Origin of the sequence: Vibrio sp. SCSIO 43137 (assembly GCF_028201475.1) — a bacterium.
Classification (GTDB): Bacteria; Pseudomonadota; Gammaproteobacteria; order Enterobacterales; family Vibrionaceae; genus Vibrio.
Window position 1 is genome coordinate 1,110,838 of sequence record NZ_CP116383.1, and the last position, 17,339, is coordinate 1,128,176.

At 44.1% G+C, this 17,339-nt stretch carries 17 protein-coding genes, 1 riboswitch and 1 other annotated feature; of the genes, 12 read left to right on the plus strand and 5 right to left on the minus strand.

What is annotated here, in order from left to right; translation table 11 throughout:
- Positions 1-598: 598 nt before the first annotated feature.
- The 3 genes from PK654_RS05305 (at position 599) to PK654_RS05315 (ending at position 3,831) form a co-directional block, all read left to right on the plus strand.
- A complete protein-coding gene (locus PK654_RS05305; protein WP_271698155.1) occupies positions 599-1,633 on the plus strand; it encodes a porin in 1,035 nt (344 codons plus the stop codon).
- A gap of 101 nt (positions 1,634-1,734) precedes the next feature.
- Positions 1,735-2,352 (plus strand): DUF2057 domain-containing protein, encoded by a 618-nt coding sequence (locus PK654_RS05310; protein ID WP_271698156.1) that lies wholly within the window; start codon positions 1,735-1,737, stop codon positions 2,350-2,352.
- Between the two features lie 174 nt (positions 2,353-2,526).
- Positions 2,527-3,831 (plus strand): inosine/guanosine kinase, encoded by a 1,305-nt coding sequence (locus PK654_RS05315; RefSeq protein WP_271698157.1) that lies wholly within the window; start codon positions 2,527-2,529, stop codon positions 3,829-3,831.
- A 64-nt stretch (positions 3,832-3,895) separates the two neighbouring features.
- Here the strand turns inward: PK654_RS05315 and PK654_RS05320 are convergent, their stop codons facing one another.
- A complete protein-coding gene (locus PK654_RS05320) occupies positions 3,896-4,303 on the minus strand; it encodes an H-NS family histone-like protein (RefSeq protein ID WP_271698158.1) in 408 nt (135 codons plus the stop codon).
- 382 nt (positions 4,304-4,685) lie between these two features.
- Positions 4,686-4,866, plus strand: a riboswitch (Lysine riboswitch).
- A gap of 104 nt (positions 4,867-4,970) precedes the next feature.
- Here PK654_RS05320 and PK654_RS05325 point away from each other — a divergent pair.
- From PK654_RS05325 to hisIE, 9 genes are all read left to right on the plus strand, one after another.
- On the plus strand, positions 4,971-6,566 hold the full coding sequence (locus PK654_RS05325) for a Na+/H+ antiporter NhaC family protein (RefSeq protein WP_271698159.1): 1,596 nt from the start codon (positions 4,971-4,973) through the stop codon (positions 6,564-6,566).
- 159 nt (positions 6,567-6,725) lie between these two features.
- Positions 6,726-6,856 (plus strand) — a sequence feature (His leader region).
- 68 nt (positions 6,857-6,924) lie between these two features.
- Positions 6,925-7,821 (plus strand): ATP phosphoribosyltransferase, encoded by an 897-nt coding sequence (gene hisG / locus PK654_RS05330; protein WP_271698160.1) that lies wholly within the window; start codon positions 6,925-6,927, stop codon positions 7,819-7,821.
- 4 nt (positions 7,822-7,825) lie between these two features.
- Entirely contained in the window at positions 7,826-9,127 is a 1,302-nt protein-coding gene (hisD, locus tag PK654_RS05335) for a histidinol dehydrogenase (protein WP_271698161.1), read from the plus strand.
- On the plus strand, positions 9,128-10,183 hold the full coding sequence (hisC, locus tag PK654_RS05340; protein WP_271698162.1) for a histidinol-phosphate transaminase: 1,056 nt from the start codon (positions 9,128-9,130) through the stop codon (positions 10,181-10,183).
- A gap of 10 nt (positions 10,184-10,193) precedes the next feature.
- Positions 10,194-11,267 (plus strand): bifunctional histidinol-phosphatase/imidazoleglycerol-phosphate dehydratase HisB, encoded by a 1,074-nt coding sequence (hisB, locus tag PK654_RS05345; RefSeq protein ID WP_271698163.1) that lies wholly within the window; start codon positions 10,194-10,196, stop codon positions 11,265-11,267.
- Positions 11,267-11,878, plus strand: a complete 612-nt coding sequence (gene hisH / locus PK654_RS05350) for an imidazole glycerol phosphate synthase subunit HisH (RefSeq protein ID WP_271698164.1) — start codon at positions 11,267-11,269, stop codon at positions 11,876-11,878. Before hisB ends, hisH begins: the two co-directional genes overlap by 1 nt.
- A gap of 12 nt (positions 11,879-11,890) precedes the next feature.
- On the plus strand, positions 11,891-12,628 hold the full coding sequence (gene hisA, locus PK654_RS05355; RefSeq protein ID WP_271698165.1) for a 1-(5-phosphoribosyl)-5-[(5-phosphoribosylamino)methylideneamino]imidazole-4-carboxamide isomerase: 738 nt from the start codon (positions 11,891-11,893) through the stop codon (positions 12,626-12,628).
- A complete protein-coding gene (gene hisF / locus PK654_RS05360) occupies positions 12,610-13,383 on the plus strand; it encodes an imidazole glycerol phosphate synthase subunit HisF (RefSeq protein WP_271698166.1) in 774 nt (257 codons plus the stop codon). Before hisA ends, hisF begins: the two co-directional genes overlap by 19 nt.
- Positions 13,380-14,012, plus strand: a complete 633-nt coding sequence (gene hisIE, locus PK654_RS05365; protein ID WP_271698167.1) for a bifunctional phosphoribosyl-AMP cyclohydrolase/phosphoribosyl-ATP diphosphatase HisIE — start codon at positions 13,380-13,382, stop codon at positions 14,010-14,012. The genes hisF and hisIE overlap by 4 nt, the downstream gene beginning before the upstream one ends.
- A gap of 84 nt (positions 14,013-14,096) precedes the next feature.
- Here hisIE and PK654_RS05370 read toward each other — a convergent pair whose 3' ends face one another.
- From PK654_RS05370 to PK654_RS05385, 4 genes are all read right to left on the minus strand, one after another.
- Entirely contained in the window at positions 14,097-14,561 is a 465-nt protein-coding gene (locus PK654_RS05370; protein ID WP_271698168.1) for a YchJ family protein, read from the minus strand.
- A 30-nt stretch (positions 14,562-14,591) separates the two neighbouring features.
- A complete protein-coding gene (locus tag PK654_RS05375) occupies positions 14,592-15,809 on the minus strand; it encodes an EAL and HDOD domain-containing protein (RefSeq protein ID WP_271698169.1) in 1,218 nt (405 codons plus the stop codon).
- Between the two features lie 142 nt (positions 15,810-15,951).
- Positions 15,952-16,680, minus strand: coding sequence for a UDP-2,3-diacylglucosamine diphosphatase (gene lpxH, locus PK654_RS05380; RefSeq protein ID WP_271698170.1), 729 nt, complete (start codon positions 16,678-16,680; stop codon positions 15,952-15,954).
- Positions 16,681-16,714: 34 nt separating this feature from the next.
- Entirely contained in the window at positions 16,715-17,209 is a 495-nt protein-coding gene (locus tag PK654_RS05385) for a peptidylprolyl isomerase (protein WP_271698171.1), read from the minus strand.
- Positions 17,210-17,339: the final 130 nt, after the last annotated feature.

The window sequence follows — 17,339 nt, forward strand, 5'->3', positions numbered from 1 at the left end:
ATTAACACTCTAATTCAGCACTTATCAGAAAAAGCTAATGCAAATATAACGCTTTTATGAACAGTTTATGAAAACTTATAAAACCCTATAAAGCTGTTTTTTCTGGCTATTTCCCTATAGTTGACAGCGATATAGCTCACAGTTCAGCGCCCTTTTTAAACATTTCTTGAGGAGAGTCACAAAAAAAAAATGAACTACAACATAGAGCAACCAATTGGTTGATTGATTGGTTTAATGTTCTTTGTGAGCATTTGATTGTGGTGGCATATTCTGTTAAGTGTTTTAATTTCTTTATTTGTTGGTGTTTAATTCTGAAATGAGTGGTGGTTAAGTGATGATTAATTACTCTAAATTGGTTATTTGAGTAACCTATTAATAGTGCTGTAATTGTATAACTAATTGATATTTAAGGGTTTATCTATTTTTATTTTTATTTTTTTAGGTGATTGACATGAGCGACGATCTTTTGCAATCTAATCCCCGAAATTTAGTGGCGATGATGCTTTGCGCTTTAGCTAAGGGTCATCACCAATAAAACAAAAAAAAGGGAACCAAAAGGATTTCCCGAAATTTTCTTAAGAAAAGGCAGTGGATTATTATGAAAAAGACTCTAATCGCTCTATCAGTACTAGTTGCAGCTGGTTCTGTTAACGCAGCAACTATCTACGAGAACGAAGGTTCTTCAATCTCAGTATCTGGTGAAGTAAAAGCTACTTACTGGAACAAAGAAATAAAAGCAGGCGCAGCTAAAACTAAATCATCTGAGCTAGTTTCTAAAGGTACTCTTCAGTTTGATATTGCTCATGAAATCAATGCAGACGTTAAAGCTCTTGCTGGTTTTGAATACGATTTCTCAAGCGGCAACGACGCTAATGGCGATGATGTATGGGTTGGTCTACAAGGCGACTTCGGTACAGTTAAGATTGGTGAAACTGGCAATCCTTTCGGCGTTCTAGAAAACGTTGATATCGGTTCAGAAGCAGAAAACGTTGCTCTTTCTGGCGACAATGCTGAAGAAAGCAAAGGTCAAGGCATCCGTTACTCTAATGATTTCGGTCCAGTAGCTGTTTCTGCAGCTTATTTCTTCACTACTGATGATGAGACAAACGGTTCTGGTACTGATTCTGATAAAACAAAAGGCACAACATCACTATCTGCAGAATACTCTCATGATATGTTCACTGTAGCTGCTGCATACTCTGCTGGTGAGCGTGAGCTAGGCCAAAATGCTGGTGACAAAGCTGTAGATACTAAAGTTGCTGGCCTATCTGCTTCTGCAAGCTTTGGTCCTGTAGAGTTTGGTGGTATGTTTGCTAACTATGAAGCAACAAGTACTGTACTTGCTTCACAAATCGCTGACGGTGACGCTTACGGTGTATTCGCTAAGTTCGATGCAATGGAAGATCTACAGCTATACGTTTCTCATCAGGCATTTGATGCTGATAAGAAATATGCTACTACAGGCGTTAAATCTAAGTCTGAACTAAAAGAAACAGCTACTTTCTTCGGTGCTACTTATACTCTAGCTCCTAAAGTTTCTATGACAGGTGAGTACCTGATGACTGAAGCTAAAGAAGGTTCTGCTAAGGCTGAAGAAGATCGCATGACTCTTAACCTTAAAGTTAAGTTCTAATTGATTTTATCTTAGATAAATCTTTGAAATTAGCGAAAACCAGCATAGTCTAACTATGCTGGTTTTTTTAATTCTATTTACCCTCTCTAAAGGAAGTTTTTATGAAGAAAGTATTGGTACTTATTGCACTGTTTTTGCCTTTAACATCATTGGCAAATGTCCTACAGCTGCGTAGCGGTATGAGTGTTGAAGTGATAAATGGTGAGAAGACAGAAAGCCAGTTAGCTAGGACACAACAATTGTTAGAGGGTAGAAACCAGATAACCGCAATGTATGAAGCAACTTTCAGAGTTGCAGGGAAAGATGAGTATATTGCTTCTAAACCTTACTTGTTGACCTTTGATACAAAAGAAGATGTTCAACTTGAAGTTGTTAGTAACCGTTACAAAGTACTTAAAAAAGCCTTTGATGCTAAGCAGCCAATTTTTAAGCTAGTTAATGCATCAGGACAAGAAGTAAAAATGGAGCAGTTTGTGATTCCTACCACTTCAAGCTTCTTACCATACGCTAATGTGCCTGCCTTAGTAGAAGCTTACAATAAAGAGCACGGTATTTATTTCTCTAACGAAGCTGGTTATGAGCAATTTACTCCGGAGAAAATCACTGAGCTAAAAGAAGCCGATGCTAGCAAGCCGGTAGCACAACTGCAGTACTGGTACTCAAAAGCGACCAGAGCAGAACGAAAAGCATTTAAAAAGTGGATGATCGACCAAGAGTAATCATCTGCTTTATCTTGTAAGAGCCGGAGCTAACTATAGAGCCTCCGGTTTTTTTGTTTTCACTTGTTGCAAAGAAATACCACGCAACCGTTTGCCTTGTTTTCTATTTATTGCTGTCGGTGACATAGAGGGCTAGAATTGGCGCTTTACTATATTAACCAGCAGAATCAGCTTATGAAATTCCCCGGCCAGCGCAAATCCAAGCACTATTTTCCTGTTCATGCTCGTGACCCATTGGTCAGCCAGACACAATCAAGTAAAAAAATGGCAAGTACTCATATTATCGGGGTTGATCAAACTCTGGTGGATATTGAAGCGAGAGTATCTGATGATTTTATTGAAAAGTATGGCCTGAGTAAGGGACACTCTCTGGTTATTGATGATCAAACAGCAGAAGCGCTTTACCAGCAGCTTAAGCAAGAAGATTTAATCAGCAATGAGTTTGCTGGCGGAACCATTGGTAATACTCTGCATAACTACTCTGTACTGGCCGATGATAAGTCGACTCTGCTGGGTGTAATGAGCAAGAGTATCGAGATTGGTAGCTACGGTTATCGTTATATCTGTAAAACCTCCAGCCGTATGGATCTGAACTACCTTCAGGGCGTAGAAGGTGCCATTGGCCGCTGTTTTGCACTGATTACTGAAGATGGTGAGCGTACCTTCGCTATTAGTGAAGGGCAGATGAACCAGCTTTCTCCTGATAGTATTCCAGAGTCTATTTTTAAAACCGCTTCAGCGCTTGTGTTAACGGCGTATCTGGTTCGCTGTAAAGAGGGCGATCCAATGCCTGAAGCTACTATGAAGGCCATCGAATACGCTAAGAAATACGATGTGCCTGTAGTACTGACTCTTGGTACCAAGTACGTAATTCAGGACGACCCTAAATTCTGGCAAGACTTCTTAGCTGAAAATGTTTCTGTCGTTGCTATGAATGAAGAAGAAGCAGAAGCCTTGACAGGGGAAAATGACCCGTTGTTAGCTTCGGATAAGGCGTTGGATTGGGTAGATATGGTTCTGTGTACAGCAGGCCCTGTAGGGCTGTTTATGGCGGGTTATACTGAAGACTCAGCTAAGCGTACAACATCATTGCCTTTGCTACCGGGTGCTATTGCAGAATTTAATCAATATGAGTTTAGCCGCCCTGCAACCAGGTCTTCCTGTGAAACACCGATTAAAATATATTCGCATATTGCGCCATATATGGGTGGACCGGAAAAAATAAAAAATACCAATGGGGCAGGAGATGCTGCGTTATCAGCTTTATTACATGATATGGCCGCGAATAAGTACCACAAAGAAAATGTGCCTAATTCAAGTAAACACCAGCACGCTTATTTAACTTACTCTTCATTCTCTCAAGTTTGTAAGTATGCAAACCGTTCAAGTTATGAAGTTCTGGTACAACATTCACCTCGTTTATCCAGAGGACTACCAGAGAAAGAAGACAGCCTGGAAGAGGCATATTGGGAAAGGTAATTTAGCAATAGATGCCAATAAAAAAGAGCTCATTAAGAGCTCTTTTTTATATTCAAATGAAATCTTAGATTAGGAAATCATCTAAAGATTTACCAGCGTCAAGCTGAGATTGAATTGCAGAAGGTGTTCTGCCCTGACCTGTCCAGGTCTTTTCTTCGCCGTTTGTATCTACATATTTGTATTTAGCAGGGCGTGGGTCGCGCTTCTTGCGTGTTTTAGTTTTTGCTTCACCAGAAAGAGCTGAAATAAGATCTTCAACATCAATTCCGTCTTTTGCAATCATTTGCGCATATTCTGCAAGTTTAGCTTCGCGTGCTTCGTTTGCTGCTTTTTCTTCTTCAGCAGCTTCGCGGCGCTCTTCTACAACAATAGTTAGTTTTTCTAAGGCTTCTTCTAATTGTTCGAAAGTTAATTCGCGAGCAAATGCACGCAGACTACGAATATTAAGCAGAGTTTTAGTAAGTTCTGACATGATTTATCCCATATGATTTATTAAACGATTATAATAATAACAGTGAAATTGGATTATACAAATAAAAAATCTAAAATTATATATGAAAATACCTCTATTAATATAAAAACGTAGCCATATACGTCGATTTTGATATAAGAAATGTGTATTTATTATTTCAGATTATTTAATTAATGGGTTTGCTTGCTCATATAACCTTTTTGCTCTGATATATTCTTAAGCCTCATATCTCGCATCTAGCTCATATATTGTACAGATCTGCGCCATTTCAGGTTGTGGTTGGATTTTTATGTTGCAAAATATGCTTAAATCCGTAGAATTATGCATACCGTTAGTCAGTTACTGTATGTGTAATAGATTTTTTCTAGTTATTTCATAGAGTAATTGAAGTAGAGGCGCAATTACTATCAGTACTTTCTGTTGGGGTGATACCAATGAACAGAGACGAAAGGAGTTGTTGCCGAAGTGAATATGCATATCAAAGCTATTCGCTGGGGTTGTGTCGAATAGGTACAACACTGCCATAGTATATTTGTTGTTAACTATGGAGCGCTACTGTAGGTTGAAAGAAGATTTCGCTTCTTTTTCACTTCATTTATAGAATGTTACATTCGGTTATTTGTAACACGTCTGCAGTAGATCTCTAACCAATTGGTTTAAGAAGATCATGGATTTAATAGACTTTGCATCATCCCCTTTATCCCTGTTGCCACCAGTAATGGCGCTGGGGCTCGCAATTTTAACCCGTCGCGTACTGTTATCCCTTGGTATAGGTATTGTTGTAGGGGCATTTTTGCTTGCTGATTACTCTGCTGTAAGCGCACTCGGCTATATCACAAACACAGTAAAAGGTGTGTTTGTTGAAGATGGCGGAATAAATAGCTGGAATATGAGTATTGTCGCTTTCCTGTTATTACTTGGAATGATGACAGCTTTGCTAACTTTATCCGGCGGTACCCGTGCGTTTGCAATGTGGGCTCAGGTAAAAGTTAAAAACAGAAGAGGTTCTAAATTACTTGCCGCATTTTTAGGCGTATTCATCTTTGTCGATGATTATTTTAACAGCCTTGCTGTCGGTGCCATTTCCCGCCCTGTGACAGATCGGTACAACGTATCCCGCGCAAAACTTGCCTATATTCTTGACTCAACGGCCGCACCTATGTGCGTATTAATGCCGGCATCAAGTTGGGGGGCTTATATAATGACAATCATTAGCGGAATATTAGTGACTCACGGAGTAACTGAATATACCGCATTAGGTGCATACCTGAGATTAGTTCCGATGAACTTCTACGCCGTATTTGCCCTATTAATGGTATTTGCAGTGGCATGGTTCCAGATTGATATCGGTTCTATGCGCAAACATGAATCAGATGCTCTGAATGGAAATGAAAATAACCTTGAAGAAGGTGATAAAAATGCCCGAGATCTGAATGAAGAGCTGGATATTGTCGAAAGTGAAACAGGTAAGGTATCGGATCTAATTCTGCCGATTGTTTTCCTAATCATCGCCACTGTTGCATCGATGCTATATACCGGTGGTCAGGCTCTTGCTTCTGATAATATCGAATTTAATCTTCTTGGTGCATTTGAAAATACCGATGTAGGTAAGTCGCTAGTATATGGTGGTATTGTCGGTGTTGCAGTAGCACTAATTACTGTATTCAAGCAAAAACTACCTGCAAGCGATATTGGCAAAACACTTTGGATTGGTGCTAAATCAATGTGGGGTGCAATCCTGATATTAGTATTCGCATGGTCAATTGGTTCAGTAATTGGTGATATGAAAACCGGATCTTATTTATCCTCTCTGGTTCAGGGTAATATCGACCCACACTGGTTACCTGTTATTTTATTTTTGCTTTCTGGTCTTATGGCATTTTCTACCGGTACTTCGTGGGGTACCTTCGGAATTATGTTGCCAATTGCCGGAGATATGGCCGGAGCGACAGATATTGCTCTGATGCTACCTATGTTAGGTGCGGTATTAGCTGGTTCTGTTTTTGGTGACCACTGTTCTCCGATCTCTGATACCACCATACTGTCATCAACAGGTGCAAAATGTAACCATATTGAGCACGTGGCGACACAGCTTCCGTATGCACTGATTGTGGCTCTGATCTCTTGTACAGGTTATGTTGTTCTGGGAATGACAGCATCCATCACTATTGCATTTGTTGCTTCTGCCGTCGCATTTGTAATGGCGTGCTTTGTAATGTCTGCAGTATCTAAGTCTGCCAGAGAGCGGGCTCAGATGGCTTAATTTAGCCGTTAACTTAGCTATTTTATAAGGGAAGCTTCGGCTTCCCTTTTTTAATCAGAAAAAAGTTAAATTTTCTGTTGAAAAAATGATTAAGCTTAGTTAGTGTGAATAGCAACCAAACGGAATTAAAGAATCTATGCGTAATTTAATGTCAAACATTCGTCATCACCATCATCCTGAGTAGTCTTTCGGGAGATGTACGCATATCCGGGAGACAGTAAATCCCGGAGGTGAAATCAAGTGCACAAGATTTGGACCCTCGGGAAGTAGATTTCCGGGGGTTTTTTAGTTTTCAGGACAAAAAATCTGTGTAGTAAAGAATTGAAATTAACCAAATTAACAGACAGGGAAAATAATAATGCAAACACAACGCCTAAGAATTGCCATTCAGAAAAAAGGACGCCTGAGCAAGGAATGCCAGGATCTTCTCAAAAAATGTGGTGCCAAGTTTAACCTGATGGGAGAGCGTCTGGTTGTTCACGTAGAGAACATGCCGCTGGATCTTCTGCTGGTCCGTGACGATGATATTCCGGGGTTAGTTATGGACGGAGTGGTCGATTTGGGCTTTATCGGTGAAAACGAGCTCGAAGAGGTTCGTCTGGACAGAGTCGCACTAAACGAACCAAGTGATTTTGTTGCACTGCGTCGTCTGGACTTCGGTGGTTGCCGCCTCTCTATTGCCATCGATAAAGATGAAGTTTATAACGGCCCTCAGGACTTAGCCGGTAAGCGTATTGCCACAACCTACCCACACCTTCTTAAAGCCTATATGGACGAACAGGGCGTTGATTTCAGCACTTGTATGCTGACAGGTTCCGTTGAAGTTGCTCCCCGCGCAGGCCTGGCAGATGCCATTGCTGACTTAGTTTCTACCGGCGCTACACTGGAAGCCAACGGCCTGAAAGAAGCAGAAGTTATTTTCCGTTCGAAAGCGACCTTGATTCAGCGTGCCGGAGAGTTTGACAGTGACAAGCAGGCGCTGATTAATAAGATACTTACCCGTATGCAGGGCGTTATTCAGGCGAAAGAGTCCAAGTACATTATGCTGCATGCACCTTCTGATAAATTGGATCAGGTGAAGCAACTGCTACCGGGTGCTGAAGATCCTACTGTACTGCCATTATCTGCAGAGAAAAACCGCGTAGCCGTTCACCTTGTGAGTACCGAAAACTTGTTCTGGGAAACTATGGAGCAGCTTAAAGAGTTGGGCGCCAGCTCTATTCTGGTTCTTCCTATCGAAAAGATGATGGAGTAACAAGATGAAAACGGTCGTTTGGCAATCACTGAGCGAATCTCAGCAAGAGTCTGTACTGGAGCGCCCTGCCATCACTGAAGGCGCGAATATTACTGCTGCGGTGAGTTCAGTTATAGAGAAGGTGAGAGCAGAAGGGGATAAGGCTCTTATTGAACTTACCGAGAAGTTTGACGGCGTGACTCCGGACTCTATCCGGGTTTCAGAGCAGGAGATAGAAGCCGCTTCTGCCCGTCTGTCAGAAAAGATGAAGCAGGCACTGGAGCAGGCACATAAGAATATTTCTGTTTTCCATAAAGCACAGAAGCCGCAGCCTTTGCGGGTTGAGACACAGCCGGGTGTAGTATGCGAGCAGGTAACCCGCCCGATTAATAAGGTTGGTCTGTATATCCCGGGCGGAAGTGCTCCGTTACCTTCAACAGTACTTATGTTGGGTGTACCGGCTCAGATAGCGGGATGCCGCAAGGTGGTTCTCTGTTCCCCGCCACCAATAGCCGATGAGATTCTCTATGTCGCTAAGCTTTGCAATATAGATGAAGTCTATAATGTCGGTGGCGGACAGGCCGTTGCTGCTATGGCTTACGGTACAGAGACGGTTGCTAAAGTAGAAAAAATCTTTGGCCCGGGTAATGCCTATGTGACGGAAGCGAAACGTCAAGTAAGCAATGACTTCCGTGGTGCAGCTATTGATATGCCTGCCGGGCCTTCTGAAGTGCTGGTTATTGCGGATGAATACGCTAATGCAGAATTTATTGCCGCCGATCTTTTAAGTCAGGCAGAGCACGGACCAGATTCTCAGGTGGTTTTGCTGACTCCGTCTGCGGTAGTGGCTGACAAAGTGGCTGACGCGGTACAGAAGCAGCTTAAGCAGCTATCCAGAAGCGAGATTGCTGAGCAGGCTCTGGGTTCCAGCATTATCGTGATTGCTGATTCACTAACTCAGTGCGTATCAATATCTAATTTTTACGGGCCTGAGCACCTTATTGTTCAGACGCGTAATCCTCGCGAACTTCTGCCTCTGCTGGACAATGCCGGTTCTATTTTTCTAGGTGACTGGTCGCCGGAATCGGTGGGAGATTATGCCTCCGGAACTAACCATGTTCTGCCGACTTATGGTTATACCCGTACCTACTCCAGTTTAGGTCTGGCAGATTTCTGTAAGCGAATGACGGTGCAGGAACTTTCCGCTGACGGCTTACAGGCGCTGGCACCAACGGTTGTGACAATGGCAGAAGCAGAAGGGCTGGATGCCCACAAACGGGCAGTGACCATTCGTGTTGAAGCCCTTGAGCAGGGAGCGTCGAACTAGATGGAAAAATTAGCCCGTAAACAGGTTCAGGAGCTGACACCTTATCTGTCGGCAAGACGTATCGGTGGTAGCGGAGATGTCTGGTTAAACGCCAATGAGTCTCCGTTTAATAATCAGTACCAAAGCTCATTTGAGTCACTAAACCGCTATAGCGAGTGCCAGCCAGATACGCTTATTCAGGCTTATGCAGACTATGCAGGTGTAGCGCGGGAGCAAGTACTCACGTCCCGTGGTGCCGATGAAGGGATTGAACTGCTGATCCGTGCCTATTGTGAGCCCGGTGAGGATGCCATTCTTTATTGTCCCCCGACTTATGGTATGTATGCCATCAGTGCCGAGACGATCGGCGTTGAACGTAAGACCGTTCCCTTGACAGATCAGTGGCAACTGGATCTGGATGGTATTGAGCAGAGCCTGGATAAAGTAAAACTGGTCTTTGTCTGTAGCCCGAATAACCCAACCGGTAATCTTATTGAGCGAGCCGATATCATTTCACTGCTTGAGATGACAAAGGACAAAGCCATAGTGGTGATGGACGAAGCCTATATCGACTTCTGTCCGGAAGCTTCCACAAAAGATCTGCTGGCAGAGTACAACAACCTCGCCATACTAAGAACCTTATCTAAAGCCTTCTCTCTAGCCGGACTAAGGTGTGGTTTTACCCTTGCCAGTGAAGAGATTATTCAGGTGCTGTTAAAAGTTATTGCGCCTTATCCGGTCCCTGTCCCAGTGGCAGATATTGCGGTTCAGGCACTGTCTGAAGATGGTCTTAAAAGAATAGGCGAGCAGGTTACCGAACTAAACGCCAATAAACAGTATCTTGAGCAGTCCCTGTCTCAGCTAAAGGATGTTGTTGTCTATCCGGGTTGGGGTAACTACCTGCTGATCAAGTTCCCTGAAGGAGACCAGCTATTTAAGGCGGCGTGGGACAACGGCATTATTTTAAGAAACTCACCGATTGAAAACTGTGTGCGGATCAGTGTCGGAAGCCGCGCAGAATGTGAAAAAACGGTCAGTTTTATTCAGAAGCAACTGGACGGCACATTAGCCCAATAAGGAAATTACAGTGAGCAATCAACAAAAAATACTATTTATTGACCGGGACGGAACGCTGATTGTAGAGCCTCCCGTGGATTTTCAGGTTGACCGGCTGGACAAGCTTGAGCTGGAACCATTTGTCATTCCAAGCCTGCTGACACTTCAGGATGCTGGTTATCGTCTTGTTATGGTCAGTAATCAGGATGGTCTGGGAACAGACAGTTATCCGCAACAGGATTTCGATGCGCCCCATAATATGATGATGCAGATATTTGAATCTCAGGGTGTCAAGTTTGACGATGTACTACTCTGCCCGCACTTTGAAGAAGATAACTGCAGTTGCCGTAAACCTAAGCTTGGAATGGTAAAAGAGTACCTGCAAAGCGGAAAAGTCGATTTTAAAACTTCTGCAGTTATTGGTGACAGAGAGACGGATCTGCAACTGGCAGAAAATATGGCGATTCGCGGTATTCAGTACAACCCGCAGAGCATGGGCTGGCAGAAAATTGTCACTGAACTTACGGTAAAAGAGCGTAAGTCTCAGGTCGTCAGAACCACTAAAGAGACGGATATCAGTGTTGCCGTCAATCTTGATGTTCAGGGCGGAAATGAAATCTCAACCGGCCTTGGCTTTTTTGACCATATGCTGGATCAGATAGCCACTCACGGTGCTTTTCAGCTTAAAGTGAAGGTAGACGGTGACTTACATATTGATGATCACCACTCGGTAGAAGATACCGCTCTGGCACTTGGTCAGGCGCTGAAAGAAGCTCTGGGTGATAAACGCGGAATCGGCCGCTTTGGCTTTAGCCTGCCGATGGATGAGTGCCTTGCTCAGTGTGCACTGGATTTATCCGGCCGCCCTTATCTTAAGTTTGACGCTAAATTTGGTAGAGAGTTGGTGGGTGACCTGTCAACAGAGATGGTAGAGCACTTCTTCCGCTCACTGACAGATACACTGGCTTGCACGCTGCACCTCTCTTCGTCCGGTGAAAATGATCACCACATTATTGAAAGTCTGTTTAAAGCCTTTGGCCGTACACTGCGTCAGGCGATAAAAGTCGAAGGTACTGAATTGCCTAGTAGCAAGGGGGTTCTCTAATGAGTGCGAAAGTTGTCATTATTGATACCGGTTGTGCCAACGTCTCTTCAGTTAAATTTGCTATAGAGAGGCTTGGTTATGAGGTGACTATCTCTAAGGAGCCGGAAGTGGTTCTGGCCGCAGACAAGCTGTTTCTGCCCGGGGTAGGTACTGCCAGCGAGGCGATGAACAACCTTAAAGAGCGTGATTTGATTGAACTGGTGCAAAAGGTAGAGAAGCCTCTGTTGGGCATCTGCCTTGGTATGCAGCTTCTGGGTAAGCTATCACTGGAACAGGGAGCGAAGTCTTCGGAGCCGGTGGCTTGTCTGGAGCTGTGTGACGGCGAAGTCAGGCAGATGGAGACGGGTGATCTTCCCCTTCCTCATATGGGCTGGAACACCGTAAAGGCAGAAAAGGGTAATCCGTTGTTTAAAGGCATTGAAGAAGACGAGTACTTCTATTTTGTGCATAGTTTTGCCATGCCGGTCGGTGATTACACCATCGCACGTTGTGAATATGGCCAGCCTTTTTCTGCCGCTATTCAGAGTGGAAACTACTATGGTGTCCAGTTCCACCCGGAGCGTTCATCTAAAGCTGGTTCGCGTCTGATTCAGAACTTTCTGCAACTATAAAAGGATTTTAATGTGATTATTCCCGCACTCGATTTAATTGAAGGTCAGGTTGTCCGCCTCTTTCAGGGGGATTACGGACAAGTAACTGAGTACAAGGTAGATCCTGCAGAGCAGTTTAACCTTTATCATAAAGCCGGAGCAGACTGGCTTCACTTAGTTGATCTAACCGGAGCAAAAGATACCAGTGCCCGCCAGCTGGATTTGATTGCAAAGCTGCTGGCCAGTACGCCTGCAAGCATTCAGATTGGTGGTGGTGTTCGTAATGAGCAAGACGTAAAAGATTTACTGGATGCTGGTGCCCAGCGTGTAGTGGTCGGTTCTACCGCCGTTAAGCAGCCTGAGCTGGTTAAAGGCTGGATGGAAAAGTACGGCGCGGAAAAAATCGTTCTGGCTCTGGACATCAATATTGATGAGCAAGGGGTTAGAAAGGTAGCGATTTCCGGCTGGCAGGAAGATTCCGGAGTGACCATTGAGGCACTTATAGATGACTATCTGACGGTTGGCCTTAAGCATGTACTTTGCACTGATATCTCCCGTGACGGTACCTTAGCAGGCTCAAATGTCGAGCTGTATATAGACTTATGCAAGCAATACCCTCAGGTGCAGTTCCAGTCATCAGGTGGTATCGGCTCCCTTGCTGATATAGAAGCACTGAAAGGAAGCGGTGTTGCCGGTGTGATTGTCGGACGTGCGCTATTAGATGGTAAGTTTACCGCAGAGGAGGCATTCCAATGTTGGCAAAGCGAATAGTACCCTGTTTAGACGTTCGTGACGGACAGGTAGTAAAAGGGGTTCAGTTCAGGAACCACGAAATAATCGGAGACATCGTTCCTTTGGCACAACGTTATGCTGAAGAAGGCGCTGATGAACTGGTTTTCTATGATATCACCGCCTCCTCTGACGGGCGTGTTGTTGATAAAAGCTGGGTAGCCAGAGTAGCTGAGGTGATTGATATCCCGTTCTGTGTTGCAGGTGGTATTAAGTCAGCAGAAGACGCAGCGCGTATTCTGCAGTTTGGTGCTGATAAGGTGTCAATTAACTCTCCGGCACTGGCAAATCCGGAATTGATATCAGAACTGGCGGATAAGTTTGGTGTTCAGTGTATTGTGGTTGGTATCGACTCGTATTTTGATAAAGAGACCGGCAAATATCAGGTTTATCAGTTTACCGGTGATGAAGCCCGTACTAAGGCCACTCAGTGGGAGACCAGAGACTGGGTGGAAGAAGTGCAGAAGCGTGGCGCCGGAGAGATTGTTCTTAATATGATGAATCAGGATGGAGTGCGTAACGGATATGATATCGAGCAACTCAATATGGTTCGTGAAGTGTGTAAAGTGCCGTTGATCGCTTCCGGTGGTGCCGGTGCAATGGAGCACTTCGCAGAAGCTTATCAAAAAGCCAATGTTGATGGTGCCCTTGCTGCTTCAGTATTCCATAAGCAGGTGATCAATATTGGTGAACTTAAAGTGTACTTAAAACAGCAGGGTGTGGAGATTCGATTATGAGTGATGCAGTAAATCAGGGTGACCTTGCTGAGCGTATTGACTGGCAGAAAGTCGACGGACTGGTTCCGGCGATAGTTCAGGACTATGTTTCCAGTCAGGTGCTTATGATGGGCTATATGAACCCTGAAGCGCTGGAGAAGACTGAGCAGACAGGTATGGTGACCTTCTATTCCAGAACCAAGCAGCGTTTATGGACCAAGGGAGAGACTTCAGGCAATGTTTTGCAACTGAAGAACATTTCCCTTGATTGCGACAATGACACCCTTCTGATTCGGGTAAACCCTGTCGGGCCGACTTGCCATACCGGAACAACCACCTGTTTTGATGGTGATAAGCAGGAAGAGTCCCAGATGGTGTGGCTTCATCAGCTTGAGTCTCTGCTTGCTGCAAGAAAAGATGCTGATCCAGAGTCTTCTTACACAGCCAGCCTTTATGCCCGCGGCACCAAGCGTATTTCGCAGAAAGTGGGAGAAGAGGGCGTTGAAGTCGCACTTGCGGCGACGTCGGGCGACAAGGCGGAGCTAGTGTGTGAGTCAGCGGATCTTATTTATCACCTTATGGTGTTGCTGCAGGATCAGGGCTTATCTATGAGTGATGTGGTGAATAAGCTAAAAGAACGTCATAAGTAACCAGCCTTAATCAGAACTCTCAATAAACGAAAAGACTACCCTGAGGTAGTCTTTTCTGTATCTGAGCCTGTATTTGGCAAGCGGTTATCCGCAACACTTTTTAAATTTCTTACCGCTGCCACACGGGCAGGGATCATTTCTGCCTACTTTCTTAGTTTCAACCGGCTCAGGAAATACACCATCTATGTAATACCATAGGGCGTTTTCCCTTACAAAGCGTGAGCGCTCATGCATACACTGCTCAACAGTTCCTTCCCTCAAGTATGCTTTAAACTCAACAAAACCTTCATCTGTCTCAGTCTCTGGGGCATCGATCACCTCAAGCTTTGTCCAGTCGAGGGCAACAGATTCCGCAATTCCGTCACGTTCGTTTTCGGCCTGACAGCTCGGATGGTAAGTATTAACGACGAAGTCGACCAGTTTTAATTTATGAGCAGCAAATCGTGCCCTCATCAATTGCTCTGGTAGGGTGGCTTTACTGTGATGGTTGTGAACGGGCTGACAACAGTCAGAATAATCAACAAGACTGCCACAAGGACATAATGACATAACAGGGATCCGGGTATTTAATTAACAGGTTTATTCTGCAGGTGAAGAGAAAAGCTCTTCAGTCCAGAGAATGGCATCATTATAACTTTTTGCAAGGTTCTGGCTTGAGATACCTAACTCTCTGCGTAACTGGCTTACTTCACCCCATTGTGCATTCTCATAAGCAATGGAGAGGGAGAGGATTTGCCCCAGTTTTCCGCTTCTTTCCAGCAAAGCACTCTTTATCTGCGTATCGACAGGAAGCGAATCAACAATCATCTCAAGGGACTGATCCAGTAGGGAGTCCAGCAGTGAAAACATACCGGTAAGAAAGGCCTGACTTTTATCGGCAGAGCTATCTGTGCCCGTAGCAAGTAATTCACCAAATCTTGCCCGCTGGATAGAGAGAGCATAGAGAGACTCAGGTTTTGACTCCTGAGTAGAGGCGACCGCTACCAGAGAGACAAACTTACGCAGCTTCTTTTCGCCCATATAGGCCAGAGCCTGATGAAAAGACTTAATTTCAGAGCTGATATAGGCAGAAGAGTTTACATAGCGTAGTAGCTTGTAGGAGATGGAAACATCGGTCGAGATGATCTTCTCTACTTCGTTGTAGTCAATATCATCATGGGCAATCGCCTTACAGAGCTGCACAACCGTCAGAAATGATGGTTCAATTGCTTTGCGTTGTATCACTTCCGGTTTGCTAAAGAAATAGCCCTGAAAATAGGTGAAACCGGCCTCGATGGCCTGCTGATACTCTTGATACGTTTCGACTTTTTCTGCCAGAAACTTAATTTTGCTCTCTTTCAGACGAGAGATAAAACTAGCCGCTTTCTCGATAGAAACCAGCCGTATATCGAACTTAATCAGATGGATAAAGGGTAAAAAGCGTTTCCATTCCGGACTGGGAATAAAATCGTCTAACGCAATGGTGTAGCCTTTGGCATAAAGCTGCTTTATGGCATCCAGCAGAGCGTCGTCCGGCGGACAATCTTCCAGTATCTCAATTACAATTTTATCTTTAGGAAACAGAGAAGGAACCTGATTGATCAGGCTCTGATAAGGGAAGTTTACAAATCCCAGTTTGTTACCGATAGAGTGGTATTCAGAGCTTAAAAACTGATCAGACAGCAGGCGGCTTGTGGCAAGCTCAGCTTCTACTTCAGGGAAGGTGTTTTTAGGACCATCCCGGAAAAGTAGTTCGTAAGCGACAGTGTTTTTATCTCTGTCCAGTATCGGTTGACGTGCAACGTAAGAATATTTCATTTTTATTAGATAAAGCCACTCTAAGTATTAGATAAAGCCACTATCAGTATGTGGTTTATTACTAAAATGATAATACGTTCTTTTTGGAGAAAAATCACGGAAGCAGATGTAATAAAGAGAGTTTAAACAATAATTAATATAATTATCGATTAAAGTCTCTGGTTTCTAACTGAAATGAGCTTTGTGAAAACACCAGTACAGAACCTTGCTGATACCAGTCTCCCAGCACAATACGGGTTTTATCGCCGGTACCTGACTCGAAATGGTGTATATCCGGCCGGTGGGTATGGCCATGAATCATCAGGTCTACAGAATATCTGTTCATCTCGTCGACAACTTCAGACTGGTTTACATCCATAATGTCCAGATTTTTGCTTTTTTTCTCTTCAGCGATATCATTCTGAACCCGTGAAACAATTTTCAACTTTATCGACAGTGGTAGACGGTTATATAAAAATTGCAACCATGGCAAGTGAACTTTTTTGCGGTAGGCCTGATATTTATGATCGTCGGTACAAAGAGTATCTCCATGCAAAATAATCGCCTGCCTGCCATACAGATCTATTTTGCACACATCGGGTAACAGCTTTACTCCCGTCTCTTTTTCAAAGCGTCGTCCCACCAGAAAGTCCCGGTTTCCCTGAACGAAAAAGCAGGGAACTCCGCTCCCGGTTAACTGTTTAAGGGCTGCCTTAATCTGCTGATTAAAGGCATTGTTATCGTCATCGCCCACCCAGAATTCGAATAGATCACCAAGAATGTACAATGCATCTGCGTTTATGGCTTCATTGTGAAGAAACGAGAAAAAACAGTCAGTAATATCCGGACGGGAAGGGGTAAGGTGAAGATCTGAAATAAATAATGTCGTCATAATAATAAAAGGGAGCCGCAGCTCCCTTTAGAAGTTACTCTTCGATAGTGGTGCTTGTGATAAATACTTCTTCCAGAGGGACATCCTGATGCATACCCATAGAACCAGTGCTCACACCTTTGATCTTATTTACTACGTCCATACCTTCAACAACTTCGCCGAATACACAGTAGCCCCAGCCATCAAGGCTCTCTGATTTAAAGTCCAGGAAGGTGTTGTCATTAACGTTAATAAAGAACTGAGAACTTGCAGAGTGCGGTTCCATAGTACGTGCCATGGCAAGAGTACCTGTTTTGTTGCTCAGGCCGTTGTTAGCTTCGTTTTTAATTGCTGCGCGGCCGGCTTTCTCTTTCAGGCCTGAAGTCATGCCGCCGCCCTGAATCATGAATCCGTCAATTACGCGGTGAAACAGAGTGTTGTCGTAGAAACCGTCACGGCAGTATTGCAGGAAGTTAGCACTTGTTTCCGGCGCTTTTTCTTCATTTAGCGTGATTTTGATATCGCCAAAGTTAGTATGAAGGATGATCATGATAATTACCTTTATTGTATGTTTTGATCTGAACTCCGAATTCTAGCGGATGTTGCCAGACATTCAACTGTGAACTGTGCAGAATACCGCCTGTTGCAAAGTTCGTAGCCAGCCGACCTTACGGGTTCAC

What these genes read in the sequence shown, in the direction of transcription:
- PK654_RS05305 (WP_271698155.1), top strand. Translation starts at nt 599, where the DNA reads ATGAAAAAGACTCTAATCGCTCTATCAGTACTAGTTGCAGCTGGTTCT.
- PK654_RS05310 (WP_271698156.1), top strand. Translation starts at nt 1,735, where the DNA reads ATGAAGAAAGTATTGGTACTTATTGCACTGTTTTTGCCTTTAACATCA.
- PK654_RS05315 (WP_271698157.1), top strand. Translation starts at nt 2,527, where the DNA reads ATGAAATTCCCCGGCCAGCGCAAATCCAAGCACTATTTTCCTGTTCAT.
- PK654_RS05320 (WP_271698158.1), bottom strand. Translation starts at nt 4,303, where the DNA reads ATGTCAGAACTTACTAAAACTCTGCTTAATATTCGTAGTCTGCGTGCA.
- PK654_RS05325 (WP_271698159.1), top strand. Translation starts at nt 4,971, where the DNA reads ATGGATTTAATAGACTTTGCATCATCCCCTTTATCCCTGTTGCCACCA.
- hisG (WP_271698160.1), top strand. Translation starts at nt 6,925, where the DNA reads ATGCAAACACAACGCCTAAGAATTGCCATTCAGAAAAAAGGACGCCTG.
- hisD (WP_271698161.1), top strand. Translation starts at nt 7,826, where the DNA reads ATGAAAACGGTCGTTTGGCAATCACTGAGCGAATCTCAGCAAGAGTCT.
- hisC (WP_271698162.1), top strand. Translation starts at nt 9,128, where the DNA reads ATGGAAAAATTAGCCCGTAAACAGGTTCAGGAGCTGACACCTTATCTG.
- hisH (WP_271698164.1), top strand. Translation starts at nt 11,267, where the DNA reads ATGAGTGCGAAAGTTGTCATTATTGATACCGGTTGTGCCAACGTCTCT.
- hisF (WP_271698166.1), top strand. Translation starts at nt 12,610, where the DNA reads ATGTTGGCAAAGCGAATAGTACCCTGTTTAGACGTTCGTGACGGACAG.
- hisIE (WP_271698167.1), top strand. Translation starts at nt 13,380, where the DNA reads ATGAGTGATGCAGTAAATCAGGGTGACCTTGCTGAGCGTATTGACTGG.
- PK654_RS05370 (WP_271698168.1), bottom strand. Translation starts at nt 14,561, where the DNA reads ATGTCATTATGTCCTTGTGGCAGTCTTGTTGATTATTCTGACTGTTGT.
- PK654_RS05375 (WP_271698169.1), bottom strand. Translation starts at nt 15,809, where the DNA reads ATGAAATATTCTTACGTTGCACGTCAACCGATACTGGACAGAGATAAA.
- lpxH (WP_271698170.1), bottom strand. Translation starts at nt 16,680, where the DNA reads ATGACGACATTATTTATTTCAGATCTTCACCTTACCCCTTCCCGTCCG.
- PK654_RS05385 (WP_271698171.1), bottom strand. Translation starts at nt 17,209, where the DNA reads ATGATCATCCTTCATACTAACTTTGGCGATATCAAAATCACGCTAAAT.